20 protein-coding genes are annotated in these 23,442 nt (G+C 70.9%); 8 read left to right on the top strand and 12 right to left on the bottom strand.

Annotation, left to right across the window (positions count from 1 at the left end; all coding sequences use genetic code 11):
• Nucleotides 1-7: 7 nt before the first annotated feature.
• Together groL and AB0N03_RS24745 are read left to right on the top strand one after the other, a co-directional pair.
• Nucleotides 8-1,699: a chaperonin GroEL gene (gene groL, locus AB0N03_RS24750; RefSeq protein WP_364376086.1), complete on the top strand. Its 1,692-nt coding sequence runs from the start codon at nt 8-10 to the stop codon at nt 1,697-1,699.
• Nucleotides 1,700-1,773: 74 nt separating this feature from the next.
• The gene (locus AB0N03_RS24745) at nt 1,774-2,001 is read left to right on the top strand and encodes a hypothetical protein (RefSeq protein ID WP_364376084.1); all 228 of its coding nucleotides are present in this window, start codon (nt 1,774-1,776) and stop codon (nt 1,999-2,001) included.
• Between the two features lie 4 nt (nt 2,002-2,005).
• Here the strand turns inward: AB0N03_RS24745 and AB0N03_RS24740 are convergent, their stop codons facing one another.
• Nucleotides 2,006-3,490: a toll/interleukin-1 receptor domain-containing protein gene (locus AB0N03_RS24740; protein ID WP_364376082.1), complete on the bottom strand. Its 1,485-nt coding sequence runs from the start codon at nt 3,488-3,490 to the stop codon at nt 2,006-2,008.
• Nucleotides 3,491-3,667: 177 nt separating this feature from the next.
• On the opposite strand from AB0N03_RS24740, the gene AB0N03_RS24735 reads away from it, so the two are divergent.
• The gene (locus AB0N03_RS24735) at nt 3,668-7,204 is read left to right on the top strand and encodes a helix-turn-helix domain-containing protein (RefSeq protein ID WP_364376079.1); all 3,537 of its coding nucleotides are present in this window, start codon (nt 3,668-3,670) and stop codon (nt 7,202-7,204) included.
• A 13-nt stretch (nt 7,205-7,217) separates the two neighbouring features.
• Here AB0N03_RS24735 and AB0N03_RS24730 read toward each other — a convergent pair whose 3' ends face one another.
• From AB0N03_RS24730 to rox, 3 genes are all read right to left on the bottom strand, one after another.
• On the bottom strand, nt 7,218-7,817 hold the full coding sequence (locus AB0N03_RS24730) for a hypothetical protein (RefSeq protein WP_364376076.1): 600 nt from the start codon (nt 7,815-7,817) through the stop codon (nt 7,218-7,220).
• A gap of 72 nt (nt 7,818-7,889) precedes the next feature.
• Nucleotides 7,890-10,037: an RNA polymerase recycling motor ATPase HelR gene (helR, locus tag AB0N03_RS24725; protein WP_364376073.1), complete on the bottom strand. Its 2,148-nt coding sequence runs from the start codon at nt 10,035-10,037 to the stop codon at nt 7,890-7,892.
• Nucleotides 10,038-10,067: 30 nt separating this feature from the next.
• Nucleotides 10,068-11,495, bottom strand: a complete 1,428-nt coding sequence (rox, locus tag AB0N03_RS24720) for a rifampin monooxygenase (RefSeq protein WP_364376071.1) — start codon at nt 11,493-11,495, stop codon at nt 10,068-10,070.
• A gap of 256 nt (nt 11,496-11,751) precedes the next feature.
• Between rox and AB0N03_RS24715 the strand changes: the two genes are divergently transcribed.
• Both AB0N03_RS24715 and AB0N03_RS24710 read left to right on the top strand, forming a co-directional pair.
• Nucleotides 11,752-12,420, top strand: coding sequence for a GNAT family N-acetyltransferase (locus AB0N03_RS24715; protein WP_364376068.1), 669 nt, complete (start codon nt 11,752-11,754; stop codon nt 12,418-12,420).
• The gene (locus AB0N03_RS24710) at nt 12,362-12,865 is read left to right on the top strand and encodes a TetR family transcriptional regulator C-terminal domain-containing protein (RefSeq protein WP_364376292.1); all 504 of its coding nucleotides are present in this window, start codon (nt 12,362-12,364) and stop codon (nt 12,863-12,865) included. The genes AB0N03_RS24715 and AB0N03_RS24710 overlap by 59 nt, the downstream gene beginning before the upstream one ends.
• Nucleotides 12,866-12,932: 67 nt before the next feature.
• Here the strand turns inward: AB0N03_RS24710 and AB0N03_RS24705 are convergent, their stop codons facing one another.
• Entirely contained in the window at nt 12,933-14,063 is a 1,131-nt protein-coding gene (locus AB0N03_RS24705) for an epoxide hydrolase family protein (RefSeq protein WP_364376065.1), read from the bottom strand.
• A gap of 61 nt (nt 14,064-14,124) precedes the next feature.
• On the opposite strand from AB0N03_RS24705, the gene AB0N03_RS24700 reads away from it, so the two are divergent.
• Nucleotides 14,125-15,057 carry a WYL domain-containing protein gene (locus tag AB0N03_RS24700; RefSeq protein WP_364376062.1) on the top strand — a complete coding sequence of 311 codons (933 nt, stop codon included), beginning with the start codon at nt 14,125-14,127 and terminating at the stop codon, nt 15,055-15,057.
• Here the strand turns inward: AB0N03_RS24700 and AB0N03_RS24695 are convergent.
• The 3 genes from AB0N03_RS24695 to AB0N03_RS24685 are packed head-to-tail and all read right to left on the bottom strand — an operon-like array spanning nt 15,054 to nt 17,327.
• On the bottom strand, nt 15,054-15,836 hold the full coding sequence (locus tag AB0N03_RS24695; protein WP_364376059.1) for an SDR family oxidoreductase: 783 nt from the start codon (nt 15,834-15,836) through the stop codon (nt 15,054-15,056). The two genes, AB0N03_RS24700 and AB0N03_RS24695, sit on opposite strands and share 4 nt — an antisense overlap.
• Nucleotides 15,837-15,858: 22 nt before the next feature.
• On the bottom strand, nt 15,859-16,842 hold the full coding sequence (locus tag AB0N03_RS24690) for a glutathione S-transferase C-terminal domain-containing protein (protein WP_364376056.1): 984 nt from the start codon (nt 16,840-16,842) through the stop codon (nt 15,859-15,861).
• An 8-nt stretch (nt 16,843-16,850) separates the two neighbouring features.
• Nucleotides 16,851-17,327 carry a MarR family winged helix-turn-helix transcriptional regulator gene (locus AB0N03_RS24685; RefSeq protein WP_364376053.1) on the bottom strand — a complete coding sequence of 159 codons (477 nt, stop codon included), beginning with the start codon at nt 17,325-17,327 and terminating at the stop codon, nt 16,851-16,853.
• 108 nt (nt 17,328-17,435) lie between these two features.
• Here AB0N03_RS24685 and AB0N03_RS24680 point away from each other — a divergent pair, with 108 nt between their 5' ends.
• Complete coding sequence (locus AB0N03_RS24680) at nt 17,436-17,993, top strand: YceI family protein (protein WP_364376050.1); 558 nt, start codon at nt 17,436-17,438, stop codon at nt 17,991-17,993.
• A gap of 22 nt (nt 17,994-18,015) precedes the next feature.
• On the opposite strand, the gene AB0N03_RS24675 is transcribed toward AB0N03_RS24680, so the two are convergent.
• Nucleotides 18,016-18,621, bottom strand: coding sequence for a TetR/AcrR family transcriptional regulator (locus AB0N03_RS24675; protein WP_364376047.1), 606 nt, complete (start codon nt 18,619-18,621; stop codon nt 18,016-18,018).
• Nucleotides 18,622-18,674: 53 nt separating this feature from the next.
• Between AB0N03_RS24675 and AB0N03_RS24670 the strand changes: the two genes are divergently transcribed.
• Entirely contained in the window at nt 18,675-19,652 is a 978-nt protein-coding gene (locus AB0N03_RS24670; protein WP_364376044.1) for a pentapeptide repeat-containing protein, read from the top strand.
• Between the two features lie 35 nt (nt 19,653-19,687).
• On the opposite strand, the gene AB0N03_RS24665 is transcribed toward AB0N03_RS24670, so the two are convergent.
• Genes AB0N03_RS24665 through AB0N03_RS24655 form a run of 3 tightly spaced genes read right to left on the bottom strand, consistent with a single transcriptional unit; the run spans nt 19,688 to nt 23,442 of the window.
• Nucleotides 19,688-21,700, bottom strand: coding sequence for a TIM-barrel domain-containing protein (locus AB0N03_RS24665; protein WP_364376041.1), 2,013 nt, complete (start codon nt 21,698-21,700; stop codon nt 19,688-19,690).
• A gap of 9 nt (nt 21,701-21,709) precedes the next feature.
• Nucleotides 21,710-22,513: a carbohydrate ABC transporter permease gene (locus tag AB0N03_RS24660; RefSeq protein ID WP_364376038.1), complete on the bottom strand. Its 804-nt coding sequence runs from the start codon at nt 22,511-22,513 to the stop codon at nt 21,710-21,712.
• Nucleotides 22,510-23,442: a sugar ABC transporter permease gene (locus AB0N03_RS24655; RefSeq protein WP_364376289.1), complete on the bottom strand. Its 933-nt coding sequence runs from the start codon at nt 23,440-23,442 to the stop codon at nt 22,510-22,512. The genes AB0N03_RS24660 and AB0N03_RS24655 overlap by 4 nt, the downstream gene beginning before the upstream one ends.

Below are 23,442 nucleotides of genomic sequence, written 5' to 3'. Positions count from 1 at the left end.
AGGAAACATGGCGAAGGAACTGCGGTTCGGCTCGGACGCCCGCGACCTGCTGCTGGCGGGCGTCGACAAGCTGGCCGAAGCGGTCAAGTCCACCCTCGGCCCCAAGGGCCGGAACGTGATCATCGAGAAGATCACCGGCTCGCCGGTGGTCACCAACGACGGCGTCACCATCGCCCGCGAGATCCACCTGAAGAACCAGTTCGAAAACATGGGCGCGCAACTGGTCAAGGAAGCGGCGATCAAGACCAACGACGTGGTCGGCGACGGCACCACGACGGCCACCGTGCTCGCCCAGGCGATCGTCCACGAAGGCATGCGGGCGATCGCGGGCGGCGGCAACCCGGTACTCGTCAAGCGCGGCATCGACCACGCCGTCGGGCTGCTGGTGGCACACCTGGAGAAGCAGGCGCATCCCGTGGTGTCCGAACAGGACTACGCGCGCGTCGCGGCGATCTCGGCCAACGACGACGACACGGTCGGCGCGGTCATCGCGAAGGCGCTGCACACCGTCGGCGACGGCGGCGTGGTGACGGTCGAGGAGTCGCCGTCGATCGGGATGAGCGTCGACTTCGTCGAGGGCTTCGAATTCGACAACGGCTACCTTTCGCCGTACCTGGTCACCGACCCGGGCCGGCTGGAAGCGGTGCTCGACGACCCGTACATCCTCATGTGCGCGGAGAAGATCACCAAGGTGCAGCAGCTGATGCCGTTGCTGGACAAGGTGATGCGGGACCCGCGGCCGCTGGTCGTGATCGCGGAGTCGATCGAGGGCACGGCGCTGTCCATGCTGGTGCACAACCACGTCAACGGCACGTTCCAGTCGGTGGCCGTGCGCGCGCCCGGGTTCGGCGACCGCCGGCTGCACAAGCTGGAGGACCTCGCCGCGATCGTCGGCGGCGCGGTGCTTTCGCGGACGTCCGGGTTCAGCATGGAGACGATGACGCTGGAGCACCTCGGCCGGGCCAAGCAGGTCCGGGTCACCGCGAACAACACCACGATCGTGGGTGGTGGCGGTACTTCCGACGCCGTCGAGTTCCGGGTCGGGCAGCTGCGGGCGGAACTGGAGCGCGCGCAGTTCGGCGTCGACGAAGACGTCCTGACCGAGCGCATCGGCGCCCTGACCGGCAAGGTCGCGGTCGTGCGTGTCGGCGCGGCCACCCCGGCCGAGCTCAAGGAGCTGCAGCACCGGGTCGAGGACGCCCTGTCGGCGACCCGGGCGGCGATGGCCGAGGGCATCGTGGCGGGCGGGGGAGCGGCGCTGCTGCACGCGGAGAAGGCGCTGGAAGGGCTGGGACTGGAAGGCGACCAGGCGATCGGCGTCGAGATCGTCCGGCGCGCGCTGGCCGAGCCGGCGTTCCTCATCGCGCACAACGCGGGCCACCCGGCCCACGAGATCGTCGCGCACACCCGCGAACTGGGCGACGACGAGGGCTTCGACGCGCTGCACGACCGCTACGGCGACATGGTGGCGATGGGCGTGGTCGACCCGCTGCGGGTGTGCCGTTCGGCGGTGCAAAACGGGGCGTCGGTGGCGGGCCTGCTGCTGACGACGAACTCGCTGATCGCCGAGGAGCAGACCCCGTGGGGCGGCAGCGCGGCCCTGATGACCGAGTTCGGCCCCCTGGACGAGGGTCTGCACCAGCCTTCGCCCGACGCGAGCACACCGCAGTCCCTCGGGATGGGCCCCTCCGTCGGCTGAGCCATCGCCGGTTGGCCCACGGAGATCGAAGGTCCCCTCACCGGCGTCCTGAGCGCCGGTGAGGGGACCTTCCCGTGCTGCGCCGGTTCGCCGCCGATGCCACGGTGGTGATCATGACGCACTACGCGATGGCCCAGACGCTGGCGACGGTGAGTGAGTTCGAGGCGAAGGGCTTCCTGGGCACGGTGGGCAAGATCGCCGCGGCGACGGTGATCTTCTTCGTGGTGATCGGTCTGGTGGTGGGGTTGCTGCTGGGGTACTTCCTCGGCCGCTCGGTGGGTCGGCGCCAGGGACCGCGCTGACGTGTCAGATCGCTGCGTGCGGGGGCGCCGGGCGCGCGGCGTGGACGACGTAGGGGTCGAGGTGCCAGTCGGTGCCGACCCGGATCGCGGCCGACCGGTCACGCAGCATCTTGAGTGCCGCTCCCACGTCGAACGGTGCGAGGCGGTTCATCCCGGTCAGGTCCGCGGCCGAAAACGTCGTCGTGCTCAGCTGCTCGGCGAGGGTGAGAAGGAGCAGCTCGCCGGGCGTCATCCGGTCGAGTACGCCGCGCGCGGGGGCGAACACCGCCCCGGCGATCGACCCGGTCGCTGCGAGGTCGCCCGCGAACGTGCGGTACGACGCGAGACCGTGCCGGTCGCAGAGGTGCTTGCCGACGGTGACCAGCGAAGCAGCGTGATGGCCGAGGCTGGCCGCGAGCTCGTCGCGCGCGATGCGGTCCTCGCCGTCGTCCGGCAGCCGGTAGGCGTCCAGTAGCGCGGCTGCGTCGTGCGCGGGGAGCGGGCCGACGCGGACTACCGGGAGTTCGTCGCGGAATGCGTCGTCTTCGCTGATCAAGATGACCCGGGTGGTGCCGAATCCGGGCAGCGGGAGCGCCTCGAGCAGTTCGGGACCGACACCGGCCGGGATGTCGTCCACCACCCACAGGCAACGCGGCGACGCGCGAGCGGATCGGCGGGCCCATGCGGCGCCCGGTCGCCCCCGCACCCGCTGTCGCGGGTCGAGCTCGACCATGGCGGTCTCGAGCCGCCGGCGCAGGTCGCCGGGTTCCGCGGTGGCGCCCTTGAGGCTCAGCCACCGCACACCGCCCGGGTACGCCGCCGTGAACCGCCATGCATACGTCGTCACCAACGCCGTCTTGCCCGCCCCCGGCAGGCCGGACACCGCGACGAAGGCGCCGCATGCGGTCTCGTCGACCAGCGGGAACTCCGCCACGTGCAGCGCCGTGTGCAGGTCCCAGAGCTCCTGGTAGCGCCCCAGGAACCGGCGGACGGGGCCCACCCGCTGCGCGTGCCACGACGGGGGCGAATCCGGCAGGGCGGAGCCGATCGGGGTGTCGACCACCGCGGCTCGCTTGGCGATCGCGCGCACCAGTTCGTCGTCGTCCGTGATCGCGAACTTGGCGTCGGCCAGCTGGACCGGACGAAGGTGCGCGGTGTGCGGTTCCGGGTTGAGCACCATGATCCGCCCGCAGGGATCACCTTCCTGCTCGCCGGCCAGGATGGCGAGCATCAGCTCGTGTTGGCACGCGGGGCGGCGGGCGTAGTCCGTCGAGTAGTAGGCGAGCAGCGTCTTCGACTCGCTCAATGCCTCTCGGATACTCTCCGTGATACCTGAGAACAATTCGATCTTCTCGTCGAAGAAGACACGCACCCCGGATGTGCTGAGGTTCTCCGCGAGCCGGCGCCCCACCGACCGGTCCGGGCCGGCAAAGGACAAGAAGACATCGTATTTGGGTTCAGGCAAGTCGGTCGGTCCTTTCGGGCTGACGACTTGCACACTCGTCGTCATGGGCATTGGTCCTCAGGCTTCGCCCATTTGTACCAGCGATCACGCTGTGTGGCGGCGTTACATCGTTCCCTTCGCAGTTTGTAACGCTGATGGGCCACGGCCGCGATCCTTGGCGCGATGGCCATGGCCGATGATGGGAACCACGTGGTGCGGGACCCGGCGGCCGGAGGAGGCGAAGTGGGCGAAGACTGGGAGTCTTTCGGTGGCAGGGTCCGGGAACTCCGGTTGCGGGCCGGTCTGTCCACCAAAGCCCTCGGCGACCTCATCCACTACAGCAAGGCCCAGGTCAGCCGGGTCGAGCAGGGCCAGTCACCGCCGACGACGACATTCGCGGCCGCCTGCGACCGGGTCTTCGGAACCGGGGACGAACTGGCCCGCGTGGCGGCCCGGCGCGCGGTCGGCGACCGGCGGATGTCGGCCGAGCCGAAGTTCGACCTGCCCGCCGGCCCGAGCCGGCTGATCGGGCGTGACGCCGAGGTCGAGGCGCTCACGAAACACCTCAAGGAGGTGGGCGGGCGGCAGGCGGCCCAGGTGTGCGTGCTGCACGGGTTGCCGGGGGTCGGCAAGACAGCGATCGCCCTGTGGGTCGCGGACGTCCTGCGCGACGACTACCCCGACGGCCGGCTCTACCTCGACATGCAGGGCTACAACCCGGACAGCAAGCCCATCGCGGAAGACGAGGCGCTCGACCGCATTCTGCGCCGCCTGGGAGTGCCCGGCGAGCTGGTGCCGAGGAACACCGACGACCGTGCGGCCCTCCTGCGGCAGAAGCTGGTGAACCGGCGGGTCCTGCTGATCCTCGACAGCGTCAAGAGCGCACAGGAGCTCGTGCGTCTGCTGCCGCCGAACGGCCGATCCGCGGTCATCGTCACCAGCAGGCAGCCGCTGACCGCCCTGGGCACCTCGTTTCACCGCCAGGTGCGGACGCTGGCTCCCGGCGCCGCCGCCGAGCTCTTCCGCTCGGTGGCGCAGCTGCGGCAGGGCTCGGACGAGCGGGGCGATCGGGCGGTCATCACCGACATCACCCGGTTGTGCTACCAGCTGCCGCTCGCGGTGTGCATCGTCGCGTCGCGGTTCCGCGACAACCCCGCTCGGCGGCTTGAGGACGTGGCCGCCCGGCTGGCCGACGAGGCTGCCCGGCCGCGCGAATTCGACGACGGGGTGCGCAGCATCGCCGCGGTGTTCGCGGCGTCCTGCGCGACGCTGTCCGACGCCCAGCAGGCGATGCTCGCGATGACTGCTCTGCACCCCGGACCGCGGATCGACTCCCACGCGGCCGGCGCCCTGGCCGGAATCACGCCGGCCGCCGCCGAAGAGCTGCTCGACGGGCTGATCCGGTCCGGCATGCTCGAATGGCACTCGCACAACGCCTATCGTCTGCACGACATGCTGCGAGATCACCTGCGCCGCCCAGCGACCGGGATCCTGTCCGAAGGGGAGGCCATCGCGGGCCGTCGGCGGCTGTTCGAGTACTTCCTGCACACTGCGGCCGCGGCCAACCGGCGGACGAACGAGCACCGTTACCGGATCCCGCTGGACCCGCCGTCGACCCCGGTCACCAGCCCGGTCTTCCCCGATCCCGAGGCCGGGAAGAAGTGGATGGACCTGGAAGCCGACAACTTCCTGCCGCTGCTGCAGGAGATGGCCGACCACGGTCACGACACCGAGTGCTGGAAGTTCGCCTACAACCTTCGCGAGTACTTCTACGCCACGAAGCAATGGGAACAGATGATCGCCTGCTTCGAGCAGGCGCACGAGTCGGCGGTCCGCACGAAGGACCACAAGGCGATGGGTGTCACGCACAACGGGCTCGGCTTGGCGCGCGGGCAGCTCGGTGAGCGCGTCGAGGCGATGGACCGCTACGAGCGGGCGCGGGCCGAGTTCGTCGCCGCCGAAGACGAGCACGGCGAGATGAACGTCGTGGCCAACCACGCATGGCTGGCCTTCGAAGGCGGCGACTGCCAGGTCGCGGTCGAACTGGCCGACACGGCGTGGCGGTTCTACCGCGAGGAAGGGCAGCGGTTCAACGCCGCGATCGCGCTGGATCTGATTGCCCGCTGCCGGCTGCGTCTGGGGCAGTTGGAGAAGGCGGAGGAGCATTTCCTGAACGCGCTCGCCGAGTTCGGCGAGCTCGAGTTCCGTGACGGCGACGTCGCCCAGTTGCTGTCCTACCTCGGCGAGACGGAACTGAAGCTCGGCAAGGTGACCATTTCCGGCGACCGCTACCGCAAAGCCGTGGAGCGAGCCCGGTACGGCGGGGCCACCCGGGAAGAGGCGGTGGCGTTCGAAGGCTTGAGCAGGGTGGCCGCCGCGATCGGCGACTTGGTGGACGCGGGCGCCCATCGCGCGGCGGCCATCGCGCTCTACGAAGAGGTCGGGGCGAACGCGGAGGTGGAGCGGTTGCGGGCGGAGGGTCCTGTGCAGGCTGCGCCCGAAAAGTCGGCGGACCACTCCCGCGACGCGCGCGAACCCGTCAGGACCTCCGCTCGCCGTCGGCTGCGCGTGCTCGCCGTGAACACCGAATGGGAGTCGCGCAACGGTGGCTTGAGCACGTTCAACCGGGAGCTGTGCCGGGCCTTGGCCGCCGAGGACGTCGAGGTGTACTGCTCGATTCCCTTCGCTTCCGCGGAGGAGCGCCAAGATGCCGCGGCGACGGGCGTGACGCTGGTTCACCCACCGGCCGCGCTCGACCGTCCCGAGACTGCTTTGTCCCGGCCGCCGCTGCGCCTGGACGGCGCGGTGCCGGATGTCGTGATCGGTCACGGACGCAAGACCGGTGAGCCGGCCTCGTGGCTGGTGGAGGACCACTTTCGCGACGCGAAGCTGCTGCACTTCTTCCACGTGATCTCCGACCGGGTCGAGTTCGAGAAGGAACACGAGCTCGACGAAGACCCCACCGCCGAAGCCGAGAGGCGGTTCCTGGCCGAGTTCCAGCTGGCGAGCAAGGCCGATCTGGCTGTCGGGGTCGGCCCGGTCCTTCACCACTACCTACGGGACCGCTTGCACGGCTCCGCGAGCACGGCGGCGCTGCGCCTGGATCCGGGGTTCGATGTCGCGGATCGGCCCGTGGAGCTGCCGCCGCCGAGCGACACCGTCCGGGTGCTCCTGGTCGGCAGGCTCACACGGCGCGAAGCGAAGCTGAAGGGAGTGGACCTGCTCGCCCGGGCGCTGGGGCACGCCTGCCAGCACCGGGGCACGCACGACCCGGAGGTGGAACTGGTCTTGCGCGGTGTGGAAGCCAAGGAAGGCAAGGCGCTCGCGGACGCGGTCCGGGGCTGGGCCGGATCACCCTCCCTGCGCGTCGTTCCCCGCCCCTATTCTCCTTTGGTGTCCACGCTGGCCCAAGACCTGCGCCAGGCGAGTGTCGTGGTGATGCCGTCCCGTGCCGAAGGTTTCGGCCTGGTCGGGTTGGAGGCGATCACCGCAGGCGTCCCGACCATCGTGAGCAAGCGCAGCGGCCTCGGGGCGCTGCTCGAAGAGGTGCGTGGGGATCTCTCGGTGGAGCTGACCACCCGAGTGCTTCCCGTGGTCGACGACGAACAGGTGAACACGCTGCGGTGGGGTGATGCTCTTGCCGCTGTCCTGAACAACCCGAAGCCCGCCTTCGCGACCGCCAAAGCCCTCCGGGAGGAGATGGCGGTGAAACGCACTTGGGCGATGGCGGCCAAGGGGTTGATCAAGTCGATGTACTCGCTGACGCGGTTCGCCCCTTGAGGACCTCTGCCGGTCAGGGCACCAGGCCGTGGCTCGCCAGTTCGCGGCCGGCCAGTTTCTCGATGACGTCCCGGTCCCGCTCCCGCCACCCGGTCGCGACCTCGCCGTCGGAAGCCAGCTTCCGCAGCGGCTGGGTCACCAATGCCCGCAGCGCCAGCAGATCCAGGCCCTCGTCCCCGAGGGCGCGCAACCTCGCCGCGGCCGTTGCGCGGCGGGTGAAGTGCCAGCGCAGGGGCAACCAGGTCACCGCCAGCGTCAGCACCGGCAGCGCGATGATGATCGCCGCCATCCACCACGCCAGGTTCTCCACCGCCTCGATCTGCCACCGGCCGGAGTCCACGAGCTTGGTGCCGACGTCCGAGCCGCCGTGCAGCGCCTTCGCCAGCCCGTCGCCGATGAGCGGGATGCCGCCGGCCGAGTTCGCCGCCGAGTCGAACGTCCCCCGCAGCCCCGTTCCCGCGTCGACGAGCCCGTCGCCCGGGGCGCGCAGCTTCATCACCTCGTCGTACACCGACGTTCCCAGCCAGACCGTGAAGATCACGACCAGCAGGGCGAGCAGGTCGCTGACGAGCTGGGCGGTGCGGCGGATCGGCCGTTCGGCGTAGAGCTGCATCGGGACGCCTTTCGCGGTGGGGGAGCGCGGGCGAGGTGCAACGTACCCGCGCTCCCGGCCACCGAACCGTGGCTAGCGCCGGACGAGCCCTGCGAGCTCGGCCGGCAACGGTCCTTCGTGCAGCACGCCGAGCCGTTGCGTGGCGCGGGTGAGCGCCACGTAGAGGTCCGCCGCGCTGTCCGCGAGGATCGCCGCCGGTTCCACGACCAGGACGGCGTCGAACTCCAGCCCCTTCGTCTCCGACGCCGGCACCGCGCCCGGCACCCCCGGGGGCCCGATCACCACGCTGGTGCCTTCCCGCCCGGCCTCCTCCCGCACGAACTCCTCGATCGCCGCCGCCCGGTCGTCCCCGGTGACCTGCCGGGACCACGGCGGGACGCCGCACGCGCGGACCGACTCCGGCGGCACGACGTCCGGCGCGAACCCGGCCAGGACCGACGCCGCGACGGCCATGATCTCCGCCGGCGTGCGGTAGTTGACCGTCAGCGACCGGTACACCCACCGGTCGGCGACGTACGGCGTCAGCATCGCGCCCCACGCCCGCGCCCCGGCCGCCGAACGGCGCTGGGCGAGATCGCCCACCACCGTGAACGACCGCCCGGGGCACCGCCGCATCAGCACCCGCCAGTCCATTTCGGACAGTTCCTGGGCCTCGTCGACCACGACGTGCCGGTAGGTCCAGTCCCGGTCCGCCGACGCGCGTTCGACGAGCGTGCGCGTGTCCTGCTCGACGAACCGGTCCGCCAGGTCCTCGGCGTAGAGGAGGTTCTCGGCCGAGAGCATGACGTCCTCGTCCATCTCCTCCCGGTCCAGCTTCATCGACTGGAAGACGCCTTCGGCGTACTCGGCCTCAGCCGTCCGCGCCCGGGCGGCGGCCTTCTCCGCGGCCTTCTCGGCCGTCTTGTCGCGGCCCAGGAGGTCGACCAGCTCGTCGAGCAGCGGCACGTCCGACACCGTCCACGCGTCACCCTGCGCCCGGAACAACCCCGAATCCGCCGAAGCGGACGTGTACAGCGAGGACAGCAGGCCTTCCGGCGTCAGGATCGGCCACAGCTCGTCGAGCGCGGCGGCGAACTTCTCGTCGCCGGCGAGGTCCTCGACCAGGCCCTTCCGCATGCTCTCCCACTCGTCGCGGTCGTCCCGGCTCAGCCAGCCCTGGCCGATCCGGCCGATCGCCCGTTCGGTGAGCACGTACGTGACGATCTCGGTGAACACCGCGCGGGCTTCGTTGTGCGGCAGCCCGCTGTCGCGTGCCTCCTGCCGGGCCCACTCCGCGGTCCCGGCGTCGATCCGCACGGTGACGTCCTTCAGCGCGATCGGCACCGGCTCGGCCGGCAGCCGCTGCCGATCGGCGATCGCCGCCTTCAGCACGTCGAGGATCTTCAACGATCCCTTGAGCCGGGCGGCTTCCGGGGTGTCCTCGGCGGTGACGTGCAGGCCGGGGACGAGGTCACCGGTGGTCGTGAACACGACGTCGGTCTCGCCCAGCGACGGCAGGACGCGCCCGATGTGGTTCAGGAACGCCGGGTTCGGCCCGACCACCAGCGCGCCGTGGCGTTCCATCCGTTCCCGCTGGGTGTAGAGCAGGTAGGCGACGCGGTGCAGCGCCACGACCGTCTTCCCGGTGCCCGGGCCGCCCTCGATGACCAGCACACCGGGGTGGTCGAGCCGGATGATCTCGTCCTGCTCGGCCTGGATCGTCGCGACGATGTCGCGCATCCCCTCGCCGCGCGGCGCGTTGACGGCGGCGAGCAGCGCCGCGTCTCCCTGCGCGTCCCCGCCCGGACGGCCGAGGTCCTCGTCGGTGAACCCGAGCACCTGCCGCCCGCGCGTGTGGAACTGGCGGCGCCGGCGCATGTCCTCCGGGTTCGCGCCGGTGGCGGTGTAGAACGGGCGTGCCGCGGGCGCCCGCCAGTCGAGCAGCACCGGCCGGTAGTCGTCGTCCTCCTCGAACAGGCCGATGCGCCCGATGTAGGACTTCTCGCCCGAGTCGGCGTCCAGCCGCCCGAAGCAGAGTCCGTTGTCGACGACGTCCAGCCGTTTCACCTGCCGGCCGAGCGAGCGCACGCCGACGTCCCGTTCCATGGCGCCCACGCCCTTGCCGCCGAGCGCCGCTTCGTATTCGCCCTTCACCCGCGCGCGCTCGGCGTCGAGCCGCGCGTACAGCCCGGCGACGTGGTCGCGTTCGGACCGCAGTTCTTCTTCGTACCCCTGAGACAATTTCCCTCTTCGTTTTCGGACGACAGCGTTTCAGGCGGTGGGCGCGCCGAACCACTTCCGCAGCGCGCCGGACAGGTCCGCGCCGTCTTCCCCGGCCCAGACGACGTGCCCGTCCGGGCGCAGCAGCACCGCGGGCACGTCCAGTTCCTCGCTGACGTCGACGACGTGGTCGACCCGGTCTTCCCAGCCCGCCGGCGAAAGCGAGCCGGTCTGGTCGAGCAGCAGGCCGCGGCCCTGGTGCAGCAGCCCGTAGAGGTGCCCCTGCTTGAGCTCGACGTCCCGCAGGCGCCGGCCCAGCAGCGGGTGGCCCTCGCCGAAGTCGTAGCGGATCCCGATGGCGATGATCTTCTCGGTGAGGTACCGGTTGACTTCGTCGAAGTCCATCAGCTCCGCGAGCAGCCGGCGCGCCGCCTGCGGGCCCGGCTCCAGCTGCATCAGCTCCATCTGCGCGCGGGTGTTGTTCAGCACGTCCTCGGCGACCGGGTGCCGCTCGGCCTCGTAGCTGTCCAGCAACCCTTCCGGCGCCCAGCCGTTGATCCCGGCGGCGAGCTTCCAGCCCAGGTTGAACGCGTCCTGGACGCCGAGGTTGAGCCCCTGCCCGCCGGTCGGCGGGTGGACGTGCGCCGCGTCGCCCGCCAGGAACACCCGGCCGACGCGGTAGCGCTCGGCCTGCCGGGTGGCGTCCCCGAACCGGGAGAGCCAGCGCGGCGAATGCACGCCGAAGTCGGTCCCGGCGGTCTTGCGCAGCTGCTTTTTGAGCTCGTCCAGCGTCGGCGCGGTCCGGCGGTCCTCGGCGACCCCCTCGGCGGGGACCCCGACGCGGTAGGTGCCGCCTTCCACCGGCATGAAGCCGAACCGCTTCTGGGTCTTGCGGACCTCGATGTTCGCGGTGTCGATCTCCTCCCGCGACACGGTCACCTCGACTTCGGCCAGCAGCGTCTCGATCCGGCTGGGCTCACCGGGGAAGCCGATGCCGAGCAGCTTGCGCACGGTGCTGCGGCCGCCGTCGCAGCCGACGAGGTAGCGCGCCCGCAGCCGTTCGCCGTCGGCCAGTTCGACCGTGACGCCGTCATCGTCCTGCTCCAGCCCGGTCACTTCGCGACCGCGCCGGACCTCGGCGCCGGCCTCGATCGCGTGCTCGGTCAGGATCCGGTCGATGACGGGCTGGTGAATGCCGAGCGTGTAGCCGTGCGCGGTGTCCAGCCGGTCCGGTGACGGCTTCGGAATTCCCGCGAAGAAACCCCCGACCGGGTACTTCGTGCCGAGTTCCAGGAACCGCTCCAGCAGCCCCCGCTGGTCCATCACCTCGATGCTGCGCGCGTGCAGGCCGAGCGAGCGGACGACCTTCGTCGGCTCCGCGTCACGTTCCAGCACGAGCACGTCGACGCCGTGCAGCCGGAGTTCGGCCGCCAGCATCGCGCCGGTCGGCCCGGCGCCGGCGATGATCACGTCAGTCAAAAGAAACCCCCTTGCAATCCCCGCGTTTCCGCAGGTTGTGGCTACGGCCGAGAATTGTGCGGCACTACGGGGGTCTTGCCGCAAGCCCAGGGGTGCGCTATACATTAATTACGGAGGGGAGTGGTTCTTCCTCCCGCCGGTTCCGGGACGTCTTCCCAGCTCCAGCTCGTTCGCATGGTGGCAGACTTCTGCCGCGCCGTCGATCTATGACGGCCGTCATAGTGTGGTTCGCGTCTCGCTGTGCTGTCATGGAGTCATGACAGGTGTCATACGTTTTGCGGAGACGCAGTTCCGAGAGCTGGGTGACCGCCCGGCGGACCGGGAGTGCGTGGCCGCGCTGGTCGCGGCCTGCTCGCCGGACAGCCTCCGGCGGCGCTTCATGATGGGCGGCCCGGCCGAGCCGGATGAGATCTTCCGGCGGTACGGCCGGTTCCTGCTCGCCGGGGCGCCCGCCCTCCTGGCCACCCGCGGCGGGATTCCGGTGGGGCTGCTCAACTTCGTCGCGGTGACCCCGGGTGAAGCCGAGATCGGGATCCTCGTCGCCGATCCGTGGCAGCGGCAGGGGATCGGCAGCGCACTGGCCCGATGGCTCTGGGCATCCGGGCGCTTTCCGGGCTGGACGGTGCGCGGCACCGTGTGGGCGGGCAACGCGGGGGCCGAAACGTTGCTGCTGCGGCAGGGTTTCCGGCCGGTGCCCGCCTACGAACGCGGCGAGCGGGACTTCGCGCTGGTCGTGCCGGACTGCGCTACCATGACGGACGTCATGAAGGAGGTCGTCGATGACGAGGACGCCACGCGAGCGGATGGTGCTCAGCGCCGCGCAGCTGGTGCGGATCCACGGTGTCGGGGCGACCGGCATGCGGGACGTGGTCGCGCACGCCGAGGCGCCGCGGGGGTCCCTGCAGCACTACTTCCCGGGCGGTAAGGACCAGCTGATCGCCGAGGCGGTCGCGTGGGCGGGCGGGTACGCGGCCCGGCGCGTCGCGCGGATCGCGGACAAGCTCGAGGATCCGACGCCCGGCAAGCTCTTCGAGGCCATGGCCGCGCAGTGGCGCGACGAGTTCACGGCGCAGGGCTACGACGCGGGCTGCCCGCTGGTCGCGACGGTCGCCGACGCGGCGGCCACCAGCGACGACCTGCGGGAAGCGGTCGGCAAGGCGTTCGACGGCTGGCAGCGCCCGGTCGCGTCGACCCTCGAGGAGTACGGCGTGCCCACGGCTCGCAGCGCGTCGCTGGCGGTGCTGATGCTGAGCGCGTTGGAGGGCGCGATCGTCCTGGCGCGGGCGCACCAGGACGTCGCGCCGCTGGACACGGTGGTCGCGGAGCTGCGGCCGTTGCTCGACGGTGCTGCTTCCCAGCGTCGCGAATGACTCATTCGGGACCTCCGGCGCCGCGAATGAGTCATTCGCGGCATCCGGGCGGCGCGTCCACTGTGGACTAAAAGTCCCGGAAGAACTCCCGGATGTCCCGGACCAGTTCCTCAGGTGCCTGCAGGGATGCGAAGTGGCCGCCGGTGTCGTACTCCGTCCAGCGCGTGATCGTGTTGGACAGTGCGGCCAGGCCGCGGATCGCGTGGTCGCCGCGGAAGTTCGCCACCGCCGTCGGCACGCCGGACGGTTCCGGCCGCTCGCCCCACCCGTCCTGGCCCGCCTCCAGGTAGAGGCGCGCGGCCGAGCCCGCGGTGCCGGTGAGCCAGAAGATCGTCACGTTCGTCAGGATCGCGTCGCGGTCGACCGGCGTCTGGTTCGTCGCCGTGGGGTCCCAGTCCACGAACCACTCCAGGTTCCACGCCAGCTGGCCCGTGGGGGAGTCGTTCAGTGCGTAGGCGAGCGTCTGGGGCCGGGTGGCCATCTGCGTGGCGTAGCCGGAATGGCCGTACCACCACGCTTCGTTCTCCTTCGCCTGCTTGGCGTCCTCTTCGGACAGCCGCTCGAGGTCGCCGGGCGCGGTCGGTACCCCGGCGTTGGCGACGGCGTTGACGTGCACGCCGAGCACCGCCTCCGGTGCCGTCCGCCCCAGCTCGGGCGAGACGATGCTGCCGAAGTCGCCGCCCTGGGCGCCGTAGCGCTCGTAGCCGAGCCGCCGCATCAGCTCGGCCCACGCCCGGGCCGTCCGGCGGGTGTTCCAGCCGCGGTCGTTCGTCGGGCCCGAGAAGGCGAAGCCGGGCACCGACGGCGCGACGACGTGGAACGCGTCCGCCGGGTCGCCGTCGTGGGCGCGCGGGTCGGTGAGCGGCCCGAGCACGCCGAGGAAGTCGGCGACCGTGCTCGGCCAGCCGTGGGTCAGGATCAGCGGCGTCGCGTCCGGCTCGGGGGAGCGGACGTGCAGGAAGTGCACGCGCTGGCCGTCGATCATGGTCGTGAACTGCGGGAACGCGTTGAGCCGGGCTTCCTGGGCGCGCCAGTCGTAGCTCGTCCGCCAGTACTCCACGAGCTCGGCCAGGTAGGGCTCGCTGACGCCGTAGTCCCAGCCGGCGCCGGGCAGCTCGCCCGGCCAGCGGGTGCGGGCGAGCCGGTGGTGGAGCTCGTCGAGCTCGGCTTGCGGGACGTCGATGCGGAAGGGATCCATGGCTCCAGCCTCCCGCGCATGTAGGACAGTTTCGGTCCTACACGTCTGGCAGGCTGGGGACATGCGCGAAACCCCCGGCCGGCTGCTCCGGCTGCTGTCGCTGCTGCAGAGCCACCGGGAGTGGTCGGGCACGGAGCTGGCTTCGCGGTTGAACGTGACCACGCGGACCGTGCGGCGCGACATCGACCGCCTGCGCGAGCTGGGCTACCCGGTGCACGCGGTGATGGGCCCGGTGGGCGGCTATCGCCTCGGCGCGGGCGCCGAGCTGCCGCCGCTGCTGCTGGACGACGACGAAGCCGTCGCGGTGACGATCGCCCTGCACACGTCCGGCCCGTCCGGCTCGGAGGAGGCGTCGCTGCGGGCGCTGAGCAAGCTATCGCGGGTGCTGCCGTCGCGGCTGCGGCACCGCGTCGCCGCGTTGGAGGCGAGCATGCTGGCGCTGCCGGTACGCGGGCCGGTGGTGGAGCCGACGGTCTTGACGGCGGTGTCGGCGGCCATCCGCGTGGCCGAGACGCTGCGTTTCGACTACGTGAGCCACGACGGCAGCTCGTCCCGCCGATCGGTGGAGCCGCACCGGCTCGTGTCCTGGGGACGGCGCTGGTACCTGGCCGGCTGGGACACGGACCGCGCGGACTGGCGCACGTTCCGCGCGGACCGCGTGTCGCCGCGGACTCCGAACGGCCCGCGGTTCACCCACCGCGAGCCGCCGGACGGAGATCTCACGGCGTACCTGACCCGGACGATGGGCCGCGAGATGTGGCCGCTGCGCTGCTCCCTGCGCATCCACGCACCGGCGGCGGAGCTGGCCGGGCGGGTCGAGGGCGAGGTGACGCCGATCGACGAGCGGACCTGCCGGCTCGAGCTGGCGTCCGATTCGTACGACCTCGTGGCGTTCGTGGTGGGGATGCTGGACGTGGCCTTCGAGGTGGAGTCACCGCCGGAGCTGGCCGAACGGCTCCGGGTCCTCGCGACCAGGTACGCCGCCGCGACCTAGGTGTGCGTGCCGCCGTCGATGCGGATTTCCGTGCCCGTGATGAACTTGCCGTCGTCCGAGGCCAGCATCGCCACCACGCCCGCCACCGTCTCCGGGCCCGCCACCGCGTTCCCCACCTCCGTCGTGTGGTCCGTCGGCAGGATCGGCAGCAGGCGGCCGAACAGCGAGAAGTCGATGTCCTGGGGCAGCCAGCTCGCCGCCGAGTCCGTGATGCCGCTCTTCACGCTGCCCGGCGCGATGCTCACCGCGCGCAGGCCCTGCTTGCCGTACTCCAGCGCCAGCGAATGCGTGAACGCCTGGATGCCGCCCTTGCTCGCGCAGTACGCCGCCATGTACGGGTGGGCGAACGAAGCCGACGTCGAGCTGAAGTTCACCACCACGCCGTGCTCCGAGGCCAGCAAGGCAGGCAGGGCCGCCCGCGTCACCAGGAACGTGCCGGTCAGGTTCACCGCCAGCACCCGGTTCCACAGCTCCAGCGACGTCTCGTGCGTGTGCGACGCCAGCAGGATGCCCGCCGCGTTGACCACCACGTCGAGGCCGCCGAGCACGTTGACCGCCGAAGTCACCCCGAACTCCACCGACGCCTCGTCGGCGACGTCCATGGCGAAGGTCGTCAAGCCACCGAGGCGCGCGGCCTTCTGGGTTTCGATGAGGCCTTCTTCGGAGACGTCGGTGCCGATGACCTGGGCACCCTCCTCCATCAGGCGGTACGTGGTGGCCCGGCCGATGCCGGAGCCGGCACCGGTGACCAGGACCCGGCGATCGCGCAGGCGTTCCATGGCGATCACCGTAGCCAAGAAATCAGAGCGCGGGCACCCGCTCGTCGGCGGGCGGCGGGCCCGGCGGGGTGCCGTCGCCGAACGGGCGGCCGCCCAGCTCCTCGCGGTGGTGCGCGGTGAGCCAGCCGGACACCTCCGGCCCCAGCGGCACGATCCCGCTCGGGTTCACGTTCTTGTGCACCACGTAGTAGTGCTCCTTGATCTGCGGGAAGTCGATCGTGTCGCCGAACCCGGGCGTCTGGAACAGGTCACGGGTGTAGGCCCACAGCACCGGCAGCTCGGTGAGCTTCTGCCGGTTGCACTTGAAGTGGCCGTGGTAGACCGCGTCGAACCGGACGAGCGTGGTGAACAGCCGGACGTCGGCTTCGGTGATCGTGTCGCCGACCAGGTAGCGCTGGTCCGCGAGCCGCTCGGACAGCCAGTCCAGCCGCGAGAACAGCTTGGTGTAAGAGTGCTCGTACGCCTCCTGGGACCTCGCGAACCCGCACTGGTACACGGCGTTGTTCACGTCGGTGAACACCTTCTCCGCGACGTCGTCGATCTCGTCGCGCAGCTTCTCCGGGTACAGCTCGGGCGCGCCGGAGCGGTGGTAGGCGGTCCACTCGGTCGACATGTCCAGCGTCATCTGCGCGAAGTCGTTGGTGACGACCTTGCCGCTCGGGACGTCGACGAACGCCGGCACGGTGATGCCGCGCGGGTAGTCCGGGTCGCGCTTGAAGAACGCCTCCTGCAGCCGCTCGATGCCGAGCACCGGGTCGCGCCCGTCCGGGTCGAGGTCGAAGCTCCAGCTCCGCTCGTCGTGCACCGGCCCGGCGATGCCCATCGACAGCACCGGCTCGAGGCCGAGCAGGCGCCGCACGATCACCGCGCGGTTGGCCCACGGGCACGCCCGCGCGACGACCAGCCGGTAGCGGCCGGGCTCGACCGGCCAGCCGTCGCGGCCGTCGGCGGTGATGCGGTCCGGGAGGTAGTTCAGGTCCCGCTTGTACTCGCCCTTGTCGCTCATCGGCGTCCTCAGCAGTCGTCGGTCGGGGGAGTGGCGTCCAGCGCCGCGGCCAGCCGGGCCAGCACCGGCCCGGCCGTGCGGATGTCCTCGGTGCTCAGGTGGTCGAACACCGAAGTCCGCGCGCGGGCGAGGTGGCCCGGGTAGGCCGCCTCCAGTTTGGTCAATCCCGCGCCGGTCAGCACGGCGTTGGACGCGCGCCCGTCTTCGGGGCACTTGCGCTTCTCGACCAGGCCGCGCCGGGTGAGGTCGTCGACGACCCGGCTGATCCGGCTCAGCGACAGCCCGGTGGTCGCGGCCAGCGCCGAGATGCGGAGCACGTGCTCCGGCGCTTCCGACAGCGCGACCAGCACGCCGTAGTCGGTGATCGCGAGGCCGGTCTCCGGCAGGAAGTGGTCCTCGAGCGCCCGCGGCAGCGCGGTCGTGATGCGTATCAGCGACCGCCAGAAGGGGGCTTCGTCGAGGTCGAGCGCGGACTGTTCACCCATATCGGCGAGTCTAGCGAAAGCTTGCTTGCGCAACCAGTAAAAGTGAGTACAGTGTCGTTGAACCCTCAATCACCTGGGGGCGCCACCACGAGGAGATGAAGTAGAGCCATGACCAGCGCGACCACCTACCCCCAGCTGACCGGTGAGTACACCCTGGACGCCGCCCACTCGCGGATCGGGTTCGTCGCCCGGCACGCCATGGTGACCAAGGTCCGCGGCAGCTTCAACGAGTTCACCGGCGCCGCGACGATCGACGGGGACGCCCCGGAGAAGTCCTCGGTCCAGGTGACGATCCAGGCGCACAGCATCGACACGCGCAACGCCGACCGTGACGGTCACCTGAAGAGCAACGACTTCCTGTCGATGGACGAGTACCCGCAGATTACCTTCACCTCGACCGAGGTCAAGCAGGCCGGCGAGACCTCCTTCGAGGTCACCGGCGACCTGACGATCAAGGACGTCACCCGCTCGGTCACGATCCCGTTCGAGTTCGAGGGCTCCGCCAAGGACCCGTTCGGCAACGACCGGATCGGCTTCGAGGGCTCGACCACGATCAGCCGCAAGGACTACGGCATCACCTGGAACGCCGCCCTCGAGACCGGTGGTGTCCTGGTGAGCGACAAGGTCACCCTGGAGTTCGAGATCTCCGCGATCAAGAACGCCTGACCTCCGGGCGCGGGAGCCGGCGTCAGTGCCGGCTCCCACTCGCCCGCAGGTTCGCGATCCCGACGTCGAGCGCCGCTTCGAGGTGGTCGATGCGGCCGGTCGACAGCATCACCACGACGCCGCCCTGCAGGCCCGCCAGCAGGGCGGCCGCCGTGCGTTCGAGGTTCAGGCGCGGGCTCACCTCGCCCTTGTCCTGCATCCGGCGGATGCCCGCCTCGAGTTCGTTCTGCCAGCCGCGCAGCAGCTCGCTGACCACGGCCTGCGCCCCGGGCGTCGCGCGGCCCAGCTGCGAGATCAGCACGTTGAGCGGGCAGTACTGACCCCGCTCGCGGTAGTGCGAGACGACTGTGTCGCGCCAGCGCTTCCACCCCGCCCACGACGCCAGCTCGCCGAGCTGCGGCTGCTGGGCCGCCATCACCTGGCCCGCTTCGAACTGCGCCACCGCCAGCAGGAGCTCCTCCTTGCCGTCCGGGAAGTAGTGGAAGAGCTGGCTCTTGCTGGTGCCCGTGCGCGCCCGGACGTCGTCGAGCGTGGTGACGGCGACTCCGCGCTCGCGGATCTCCGCCGCGGCGCCTTCGATGATCCGGCGGCGCGTCGCGGCGCCCTTCTTCGTCAGCGTTGGACTCACGAGTCCACTTTAATTCGGTTTCGCCGCGGCGTCCCGGACGGGACGATTCCGGCATGTCCACGCTCACGCCCTTCCCGGTCCTGGCGCTGATCGGCGCCGTCTCGGGCGCGGTCACGGCGTGGCTGCTCCTGCGCCGGGACCGTCCCGCGCAGATCCTGACCCCCTCGGCACCGCCGGAACCGGTGCCCGACGAGGTCGCCGTCCGGCTGCTGGCCGATGACCACACCGCCCGCCTGGCCGCGCTGGCCCGGCTGGCCGAGCTGGCCGACGGCGACCCCGGCGCGCGCCAGGGCTGTGTCGAGGAGATCGTCGCCCAGTTCCGCTACCGGTGGCCCGGCCAGCCGACGTGGCAGGCCGAGCTGTGGCGGCTCCTGCTGCCGCACCTGCGTCCCGGGTCGCCGCGGTTCTGGCCCGGGATGGACCTGCTCACGGACCGGCAGGTGCTCCACGACGTGGACCTGCGCGGCTGCCGGGTGCGCGCCGTGCTCTTCCAGGACGTGCGGTTCGTCGGCGACGCCCGCTTCGACGGCGCGACCTTCACTCGCGCGGCGAGCTTCGAAGGGTCGTGCTTCGCGCGGCACGCCTTCTTCGGCGGCGCCCGGTTCGAGCTGGGCGCGGACTTCGACAACACCACCTTCACCGGCACCGCGGTGTTCGCCGGGGCGACCGCGACCGGCCGGCTGTGGTTCGAAGACACCCGTTTCTCGGGCCGCACCGACTTCACCGGGCTCGAGTGCGCCGAAGACGCGTCGTTCGGGGGCGCGGGCTTCGCGGGCCGGACGTCCTTCCGCGACGCCCGCTTCGCCGACGCCTTCTTCGGCGGCGCGCGGTTCAGCGGGCACACCGACTTCACCGGGGCCACGGCCGAGCGGTTCCGCTTCCCCCGGGCGCGGGCGCGAACGGACGTCCACGTGGTGCGGCAGTGGCCGCCGGGCTGGGGGCTCGGGCCGCCGCGGCCGCTCAAGCCGGGGCACTGGGCCGAGCTGCGGACCGGCGTGGCCTCCGATGGCCCGCCCAGTGGTCTTGACTGAGTCATTCAGGTCTTCGCAGGTCCTGAATGACTCATTCAAGACGTTTCGGCGGGCGGGTGGATCGGCACCTCCGCCCCGTCCCGCAGGAACACCGGGATCCGCTCCGCCGGCGCCGCCGCCTCGACCCAGGTTCCGCCGTCGTGGCGGGAGCCCGTCACCGCGTCCGTCCACATTGCACCCGCGGGCAGGTACACCTGCCGGGAGGTGACTCCCGGCGACAGGACCGGCGCGACCAGGACGTCCGGGCCGAGCAGGAACTGATCGGAGATGTCCCACGAAGCAGCGTCCGACGGGAAGTCGACGAACAGCGGCCGCATCGGGGGAATGCCCTGCTCGTGCGCCACCCGCATCTGCGCCATCAGGTACGGCCGCAGCCGCTCCCGCAGCCGCAGCGACTCGGTGATCGCGGCGTACGCGGGAGCGCCGTAGGACCAGACCTCGTTGGGGCCGCCCGTCATCGACGGCCCGAACGGCGGCCGCGGGTCGCGGAAGCCGTGCAGGCGGAACAGCGGGCAGAACACCCCGTACTGGAACCACCGGACCATCAATTCCCGATAGGCGGGCGACGCCGGGTCGCCGCCGTGGAAGCCGCCGATGTCCGTGGTCCACCAGGGGATCCCGGCCAGCGCCACGTTCAGCCCCGCCCGGACCTGCACCCGCAGCGACGCCCACGTCGCCGGGACGTCGCCCGACCACAGCGCCGCGCCGAACCGCTGGCTGCCCGCCCACGCCGAGCGGGACAGCAGCACCACGTCGTCGTCGCCTTCGCCGCGGATGCCGTCGTGGAACGCCTGCGCGTTCGCCTGTGGGTAGAGGTTGAACACCTCCGCGCCCGGGCCGGCGTGGAAGCCGAGGTTGTGCGGGTGGCCCGGCTGGATCTCGGGCTCGTCGCCGTCCAGCCACCACGCGCGCACGCCCAGGTCGTAGTAGTTCTCCTTGACCTTCGACCAGACGAACCGGCGCGCCGCCGGGTTGGTCGCGTCGTAGAACGCCACCGGCATCTCGGTGCCGAACCCCTTGTCCTTCCACGGCGCGTGCGCCGGGACCCCGCTCTCGGCGGCGACCAGGAGCCCCTTTTCGTGCATCTCCCGGTAGTTCGAGGACAACGGGCTGACCGACGGCCAGACCGACACCATCAGCTTGATCCCGAGCGACTCCAGTTCCCGCACCAGCCCTGCCGGGTCGGGCCACTCGGCCGGGTCGAACTTCCAGTCGCCGAGGTGCGTCCAGTGGAAGAAGTCCGCCACGATCACCGACAGCGGCAACCCGCGCGCGTGGTACTCGCGCGCCACGGACAGGAGCTCTTCCTGGGTGCGGTAGCGCAGCTTCGACTGCCAGAACCCGGCCGCCCACTCCGGCAGCATCGGCGCGTAGCCGGTCGCGTCGGCGTAGTGGCCGAGGATCTCTCGCGGGCCCTCGCCGGTGGTGACCCAGTAGTCGAGCTGGCGGGCGTCGTCGGCGACCCAGCGGGTGCCGTTGGCGGCCAGCTCCACCCGGCCGACCGCCGGGGAGTTCCACAGGAACCCGTAGCCGCGGCTGGACAGCAGGAACGGCACCGACACCTCGGCGTTGCGCTGCACGAGGTCCAGCACGAGGCCCTTCTGGTCGAGCCGGCCGTGCGTGTGCTGGCCGAGGCCGTAGATCCGCTCGTCGTCGTAGGCGGTGAACCGCTGTTCGAGGCGGCCGTAGCCGTTGCGCGACGGCATGAACAGGCGCGCGCCGGGCCACCAGAAGTGCGCGCGCTGCTCGGAAAGCAGCTCCTCGCCGGTGTCCGTGCGGACGAACCGCAGCTGCGCGTCGATCCCGGTGTCGGTGTCGGCGATCTCGACGATCGCGGTGAGGCCGCCGTTGACGACCTTGCCGCACCGCCCGTCGGTCTCCGCGGTGGCGGCCGACGGTTTCGCGGGCAGGAGCGCGCCCGGCACGTCGTCGAGGATGTGGTGGCGGCCGGCCCGCACGCGCAGGCTGCCGTCGCCCCACGGCTCGACGCGCAGGACCTCGTGCCGCACGGTGACTTCGAGCGAGCGGCCGTCTTCGGACGTGATCACGCGGTCTCCTTAGTCTTTGACGGCGCCGCTGGTCAGCCCGGCGACGACGTACCGCTGGGCCACGACGAGCAGGACGGCCGCGGGGACCGCGGCGAGGACGGCGGTGGCCATGATCCCGTTCCAGTCGGCGGACTGGTTGCCGACGAACCGGTAGATGCCCACCGTGATGGGCTCGAACGACTGCCCGGTGGTGAGGGTGACGGCGAAGAGGAAGTCCGCCCACGCGAACAGGAACGAGAACAGCCCGGCGGTGACCAGCGCGTTGCGGCTGACCGGGAGGATGATCGAACGGAACGTCCGCCAGTACCCGGCACCGTCCACTCGCGACGCTTCGGTGAGCTCCTTCGGCACGGAGATCATGAACGCCCGCAGCAGGAGCACCGCGAACGGGATCGTCGCGGTCGAGTCCGCCAGCACCAGCCCGAGGTAGTCGTCGATCAGGCCGAGGTTGCTGAACACGGTGTAGAGCGCGTTGGCCATCACGATGCCCGGGATCATCTGCACGATGAGCAGCACGAACACCAGCACCGGCCCGCCGCGCACCTTCAGCTGGGCCAGCGCGTACGACGCGGGTGCGGCGATCGCGAGCGACACGAGCACGGTCCCGAGCGCGACGACGACGCTGGAGAGCAGGTGTGGCCCTTGGGAGGACAACGCCTTGCGATAACCGTCCAGGGTGCCGTCGACGGGGAAGAACGCCGGGTCCGGGCGCAGCAGCGCGCCGCTGGGCTGCAGGGAGGCGTTGACCATCCAGTACAGCGGGAACAGCAGCACCGCGACGATCAGGACGCCGAAGACCGTCCGGGCTTTCATGCCGCGGCCTCGGCCAGGGTCGCCTTCGCCGAGCGCAGGTACAGCAACCCGAACGCCGTCGCCACCAGGATGAGCACATTGCCGACCGCGGCACCCTGCCCGAACGCGAAGTCCTGGAAGGACAGGCGGTAGGACCACGTCGTGAGCGTCTGCGTCGCGTTGGCCGGCCCGCCGCCGGTGACGACCATGATCACGTCGAACACCTTGATCGTGTAGACCAGCCCGAGCATGAGCACGATCCCGGTGACCGGCCGCAGCAGCGGCCACGTGACGTGCCGGAACCGCTGCCACGCGCCCGCGCCGTCCAGCGACGCGGCTTCGTAGAGCGACGCGGGGATCGCGCGCAGCCCGCCGTGCAGGATCACCAGGTTGAACGGGATGCCGATCCAGATGTTCGTGAGGATCACCGCGGGCAGCGCCCAGCCGGTGCTGCTCAGCCACGGCACCGCGTCGAAGCCGGCGAACCGCAGGGCCGCGTTCAGCACGCCGTGGTCCTGGTCGAACATCCACCGCCAGACCGCGCCGCTGACCACGAGCGGCAGGAGCCAGGGCAGCAAGAGCAGTGACCGCAGCAGAGCGCTGCCGAGGAAACGGCCGCTGAAGAAGACGGCGAGCGCGAGGCCGATGCCGAATTGGAAGACGAGCGACCCGGCCGTGAACAGCACGGTGTTGACGACCGCCGTGGAGAAGAGCGGGTTGCCGAACACGGCGGCATAGTTGGCGAAGCCGACGAAGGGCGCTTCGCCGGTGTAGAACGACTTCACCGTGTAGTTCTGAGTGCTCATCACGACGTTCGCCGCGAGCGGGTACCCGAAGAACACGACGATGTAGACCAGGGCCGGCAGCAGGAACAACCACGCGGCGAACCGGTTGTCCCGCCGGGGTTTCCGGCCGGCGCGGGGAGGAGCCGCGACGGCCGGAGCCACCAA

The organism is Amycolatopsis sp. NPDC051061 (genome assembly GCF_040682935.1).
In the GTDB taxonomy this organism is placed as follows: domain Bacteria; phylum Actinomycetota; class Actinomycetes; order Mycobacteriales; family Pseudonocardiaceae; genus Amycolatopsis.
The sequence above is the reverse complement of the archived record's forward strand: the minus strand, read 5'-3'. Positions and strand labels throughout refer to the sequence as shown.

Excerpts from the sequence above, each read along its gene's own strand:
- AB0N03_RS24695 (WP_364376059.1), bottom strand. The coding sequence starts at position 15,836 with ATGGAACGCCTGCGCGATCGCCGGGTCCTGGTCACCGGTGCCGGCTCC.
- AB0N03_RS24690 (WP_364376056.1), bottom strand. The coding sequence starts at position 16,842 with ATGAGCGACAAGGGCGAGTACAAGCGGGACCTGAACTACCTCCCGGAC.
- AB0N03_RS24670 (WP_364376044.1), top strand. The coding sequence starts at position 18,675 with ATGTCCACGCTCACGCCCTTCCCGGTCCTGGCGCTGATCGGCGCCGTC.
- AB0N03_RS24715 (WP_364376068.1), top strand. The coding sequence starts at position 11,752 with ATGACAGGTGTCATACGTTTTGCGGAGACGCAGTTCCGAGAGCTGGGT.
- AB0N03_RS24680 (WP_364376050.1), top strand. The coding sequence starts at position 17,436 with ATGACCAGCGCGACCACCTACCCCCAGCTGACCGGTGAGTACACCCTG.
- groL (WP_364376086.1), top strand. The coding sequence starts at position 8 with ATGGCGAAGGAACTGCGGTTCGGCTCGGACGCCCGCGACCTGCTGCTG.
- AB0N03_RS24660 (WP_364376038.1), bottom strand. The coding sequence starts at position 22,513 with ATGAAAGCCCGGACGGTCTTCGGCGTCCTGATCGTCGCGGTGCTGCTG.
- AB0N03_RS24730 (WP_364376076.1), bottom strand. The coding sequence starts at position 7,817 with ATGCAGCTCTACGCCGAACGGCCGATCCGCCGCACCGCCCAGCTCGTC.
- AB0N03_RS24740 (WP_364376082.1), bottom strand. The coding sequence starts at position 3,490 with ATGACGACGAGTGTGCAAGTCGTCAGCCCGAAAGGACCGACCGACTTG.
- AB0N03_RS24705 (WP_364376065.1), bottom strand. The coding sequence starts at position 14,063 with ATGGATCCCTTCCGCATCGACGTCCCGCAAGCCGAGCTCGACGAGCTC.
- AB0N03_RS24685 (WP_364376053.1), bottom strand. The coding sequence starts at position 17,327 with ATGGGTGAACAGTCCGCGCTCGACCTCGACGAAGCCCCCTTCTGGCGG.
- AB0N03_RS24700 (WP_364376062.1), top strand. The coding sequence starts at position 14,125 with ATGCGCGAAACCCCCGGCCGGCTGCTCCGGCTGCTGTCGCTGCTGCAG.